This is a genomic window from Enorma phocaeensis (genome assembly GCF_016901575.1).
GTDB lineage: Bacteria > Actinomycetota > Coriobacteriia > Coriobacteriales > Coriobacteriaceae > Limicola > Limicola phocaeensis_A.
Genome location: NZ_JACJKQ010000038.1, coordinates 1 through 5079, shown reverse-complemented (window position 1 = coordinate 5079; position 5079 = coordinate 1). Strand labels below are relative to the sequence as shown.

Genomic DNA, 5079 nt, shown 5'->3' with positions numbered 1-5079 from the left:
GGGACGCGAGTGGCGAACGGCTGAGTAACACGTGACCAACCTGCCCCGCGCCCGGGGATAGCTCAGGGAAACCTGGGGTAATACCCGATGCGCCGGGGGGCCGCATGGCCCCCCGGGCAAAGCCCAGGCGGCGCGGGATGGGGTCGCGGCCCATCAGGTAGACGGCGGGGTGACGGCCCACCGTGCCCGCGACGGGTAGCCGGGTTGAGAGACCGACCGGCCAGATTGGGACTGAGACACGGCCCAGACTCCTACGGGAGGCAGCAGTGGGGAATCTTGCGCAATGGGGGCAACCCTGACGCAGCGACGCCGCGTGCGGGAAGGAGGCCTTCGGGTCGTAAACCGCTTTCAGCAGGGACGAGGATGACGGTACCTGCAGAAGAAGCCCCGGCTAACTACGTGCCAGCAGCCGCGGTAATACGTAGGGGGCGAGCGTTATCCGGATTCATTGGGCGTAAAGCGCGCGTAGGCGGCCGCGCAGGCGGGGCGTAAAATGCCGGGGCTCAACCCCGGCCCGCGCCCCGAACCGCGCGGCTTGGGTCCGGCAGGGGAGGGTGGAACACCCGGTGTAGCGGTGGAATGCGCAGATATCGGGTGGAACACCGGTGGCGAAGGCGGCCCTCTGGGCCGGCACCGACGCTGAGGCGCGAAAGCTGGGGGAGCGAACAGGATTAGATACCCTGGTAGTCCCAGCCGTAAACGATGGACGCTAGGTGTGGGGGGGACGTCCCCCCGTGCCGCAGCCAACGCATTAAGCGTCCCGCCTGGGGAGTACGGCCGCAAGGCTAAAACTCAAAGGAATTGACGGGGGCCCGCACAAGCAGCGGAGCATGTGGCTTAATTCGAAGCAACGCGAAGAACCTTACCAGGGCTTGACATGGCGGTGAAGCGGCGGAGACGCCGTGGCCGAGAGGAGCCGCCACAGGTGGTGCATGGCTGTCGTCAGCTCGTGTCGTGAGATGTTGGGTTAAGTCCCGCAACGAGCGCAACCCCCGCCGCATGTTGCCAGCGACCAGGTCGGGCACCCATGCGGGACCGCCGGCGCCAAGCCGGAGGAGGGCGGGGACGACGTCAAGTCATCATGCCCCTTATGCCCTGGGCTGCACACGTGCTACAATGGCCGGTACAGAGGGTTGCCACCCCGCGAGGGGGAGCGGATCCCGAAAGCCGGCCCCAGTTCGGATTGGGGGCTGCAACCCGCCCCCATGAAGTCGGAGTTGCTAGTAATCGCGGATCAGCATGCCGCGGTGAATGCGTTCCCGGGCCTTGTACACACCGCCCGTCACACCACCCGAGTCGTCTGCACCCGAAGCCGCCGGCCCAACCTCGTGAGGGAGGCGTCGAAGGTGTGGAGGGCGAGGGGGGTGAAGTCGTAACAAGGTAGCCGTACGGGAACGTGCGGCTGGATCACCTCCTTTCTAGGGAGAAAGCCTTTAGAAAGAAATGAATGACTAGTTCCATGGAGTCAGGCCCGCGACGTGCGCCCGAACCGGCGCCGTGTCCCCGGTCCCAGTCCCCCGCGGCGTCCGGTCCCCGGGGTCGCACCCGCGTACCTTGAGAGCCGCATAGCGCGAGAAGGGCCAGGAGCGAGAGCTTCCTGGTCCGGACACGTAGAAGATTCTCCATCTTTTTCATTGAGAGTAGAGAACGAATACATTTGATTCCCAACATTGTTAAGACACAAGGTTGGGTTGCATCTGATCGAAGAATGGTATGCGACACCCGGGGCCCCGAGGGGGCCCCGCGAGCGAGCGCTATTCATGCAGACACGATCCTATATCACATATACGGATAGCTTTTTGCACGTGGCGGCGCCGCCCCGGGATGGGGCGGCGAGATGTCACGGGCGCACGGCGGATGCCTTGGCACAGGAAGCCGACGAAGGACGCGGCAAGCCGCGATAGTCCCCGGGGAGGCGCACACGGCCTTGGATCCGGGGGTTTCCGAATGGGAGAACCCGCCGGCGGGAGCGCCGGCATCCCCCCGCCGAACGCATAGGCGGGGGGAGGACAACCCGGGGAACTGAAACATCTAAGTACCCGGAGGAGGAGAAATCAACCGAGATCCCCCGAGTAGCGGCGAGCGAAAGGGGGCCATGGCCAAACCAGGGAGCGCCTAACGGCCGGAGGGCCTCGCGCCCCTGGGGTTGTGGGACGGCGACGTCGGGGGGGCCTCCGCCCCCCGGGGCGCCGCGCGAGGGGGAGCCGAACGGCCTGGGAGGGCCGGCGGCACAGGGTGACAGCCCCGTAGGCGCACCCCTCCGCGCGGGCCCGGAGCCGGTCCCGAGTAGGGCCGGGCACGTGAAACCCGGTCCGAAGCGGGGTGGACCACCATCCAAGCCTGAACACTCTCCTGTGACCGATAGTGGACAAGTACCGCGAGGGAAAGGTGAAAAGCACCCCGGGAGGGGAGTGAAACAGCACCTGAAACCGTGCGCCCACGAGCAGTCGGAGCAGCCTTGCGCTGTGACGGCGTGCCTTTTGTAGAATGAGCCAGCGAGTCGCTGGCGCGGGGCGAGGTTAAGCTAGGAAGCGAGCCGTAGCGAAGGCGAGTCCCAACAGGGCGTCCAGTCCCGCGCCGCGGGCGCGAAGCCGGGTGAGCTATCCCTGGGCAGGCTGAAGCGGGGGTAAGACCCCGTGGAGGGCCGAACGGCAGTCCGTTGAAAAGGGCCCCGATGACCTGGGGATAGGGGTGAAAGGCCTATCAAACCCGGAGATATCTCGTTCTCCCCGAAATAGCTTTAGGGCTAGCCTCGGGCGCTCTCCCTGGGAGGTAGAGCACCGGACCGGTGAGGGGGCTTCGCCGCCTACCGAGCCGGACCGAACTCCGAATGCCCAGGGACCAGGAGCCCGGGAGTCAGAGCATGTGGGCTAAGCTGTGTGCTCGAGAGGGAAACAGCCCAGACCGCCCGCCAAGGCCCCCAAGTCCGTGCTGAGTGGCAAAGGATGTGCGTCCGCCCAGACAGCCAGGAGGTTGGCTTAGAAGCAGCCACCCCTTCAAAGAGTGCGTAACAGCTCACTGGCCGAGTGGACGCGCGCCGACAATACACGGGGCTAAGCACGGCGCCGAAGCGGCGGGATCGGAGACGATCGGTAGGGGAGCTTCCCGCGGGGGGCGAAGCCGGTGGGCGACCTCCGGTGGACCGCGCGGGAGTGAGAATGCTGGCATGAGTAGCGAGAGAGGAGCGCGAAACTCCTCCGCCGTGAACCCGAGGTTTCCTGGGCGAGGCTAATCCCCCCAGGGTCAGTCGGGGGCTAAGGCGAGGCCGGCAGGCGTAGCCGAAGCGCAGCAGGCAGACATTCCTGCACCGCGCAGGACCGCTATGACCGACGCGGCGACGGATGGGGGTGGCTCGGCCGGGTTCTGGACGTCCCGGTGATGGGGTGCGGCCCGCGGGGGAGGGAAGTCCCCCCCGCATGTGGGCGAGGCCCCGGACGAAGCGATTAGGCGAAGCGAGTGAGCCCGTGGTCCCTAGAAAAACCGCTAGGCAGGTCCCTGCGCGCCCGTACCGCAAACCGACACAGGTGGGTGGGTAGAACATACCGAGGCGATCGGGTCAACCGTGGTCAAGGAACTCGGCACAATGGCCCCGTAACCTAGGGAGAAGGGGTGCCGCGGCATCGTGAACGGGCTCGCCCCGGGAGCGAGAGGCGGCCGCAGTGAAGAGGCCCAAGCGACTGTTTACCAAAAACACAGGACTCTGCAGAAGCCGCAAGGCGACGTATAGGGTCTGACGCCTGCCCGGTGCCGGAAGGTCACGCGGAGGGGTCAGCCGAAAGGCGAAGCTCCGAAGCCAAGCCCCGGTAAACGGCGGCCGTAACTATAACGGTCCTAAGGTAGCGAAATTCCTTGTCGGGTAAGTTCCGACCTGCACGAAAGGCGCAACGACTTGGGCGCTGTCTCGACCACGGACCCGGTGAAATTGCACTGGTCGTGAAGATGCGACCTACCCGCGGAAGGACGGAAAGACCCCGTGAACCTTCACTGCAGCTTGGCATTGGCCGCTGGTCGGGAGTGTAGAGGATAGGTGGGAGGCCGTGATGGCGGGGCGCCAGCCCCTCCGGAGCCGCCCTTGGAATACCACCCTCTCCCGTCCGGCGTCCTAACCCCCGGCCGTGAGCCGGCGGGGGGACCGTGCCAGGCGGGCAGTTTGACTGGGGCGGTCGCCTCCTAAAGGGTAACGGAGGCGCGCGAAGGTCCGCTCGGGGCGGTCGGCAACCGCCCTTTTGAATGCAAGAGTACAAGCGGGCTTGACTGCGAGAGCCACAACTCGAGCAGGTGCGAAAGCAGGCTCTAGTGATCCGGCGGCCCCACGTGGGTGGGCCGTCGCTCAACGGATAAAAGGTACTCCGGGGATAACAGGCTGATCTTGCCCAAGAGTCCACATCGACGGCAAGGTTTGGCACCTCGATGTCGGCTCATCGCATCCTGGGGCTGGAGCAGGTCCCAAGGGTACGGCTGTTCGCCGTTTAAAGCGGTACGCGAGCTGGGTTCAGAACGTCGTGAGACAGTTCGGTCCCTATCCTCCGTGGGCGCAGGGGAATCGAGGGAGGCTGCCCCCAGTACGAGAGGACCGGGGTGGACGGACCTCCGGTGCACGGGTTGTCGACCGACGGCATCGCCCGGTAGCCGCGTCCGGCGCGGATAACCGCTGAAGGCATCTAAGCGGGAAGCCGTTCCCGAGATCAGTTCCCCTTTCGGTAAGGGCCCGGGTAGACCACCCGGTGGACAGGCCGCAGGTGCAAGGACGGCGACGTCCTCAGCCGAGCGGTGCTGATCGCCCGAGCTCTCAAGGCCGCATCCCGCGCGGCGCCGCAGGCGCCCGCTCGGTCCATGCCATCTCTTCCGCGCGTCCGGGACCCTTCGAGCGCTGTGCGGCCCCCAGGGCACGCGGCGACGCGTCCCGGGAAGCAGCCGGCGGGCGCCGCCCACCGGCCAGCGGCCATGGCAGGGGGGACACGCCCGGTCCCGTTCCGAACCCGGAAGCTAAGCCCCCTCGCGCCGAGAGTACTGCGGGTGCAGCCCGTGGGAGGGCAGGGCGCCGCTGGCCGGTGGGCGGCACCGGGCCGGGAGGCCCCC

The 5079-nt window shown here is 66.7% G+C and carries 3 rRNA genes; all 3 read left to right on the top strand.

Annotated elements, in window-relative coordinates:
- Window positions 1-1418: ribosomal RNA gene (locus H6A15_RS09955) — 16S ribosomal RNA — on the top strand; the annotation flags it as partial.
- Window positions 1419-1834: 416 nt separating this feature from the next.
- Window positions 1835-4793 (top strand): 23S ribosomal RNA (locus H6A15_RS09950).
- Between the two features lie 141 nt (window positions 4794-4934).
- Window positions 4935-5050, top strand: a 5S ribosomal RNA gene (rrf, locus tag H6A15_RS09945).
- The last annotated feature ends 29 nt before the right edge of the window (window positions 5051-5079 follow it).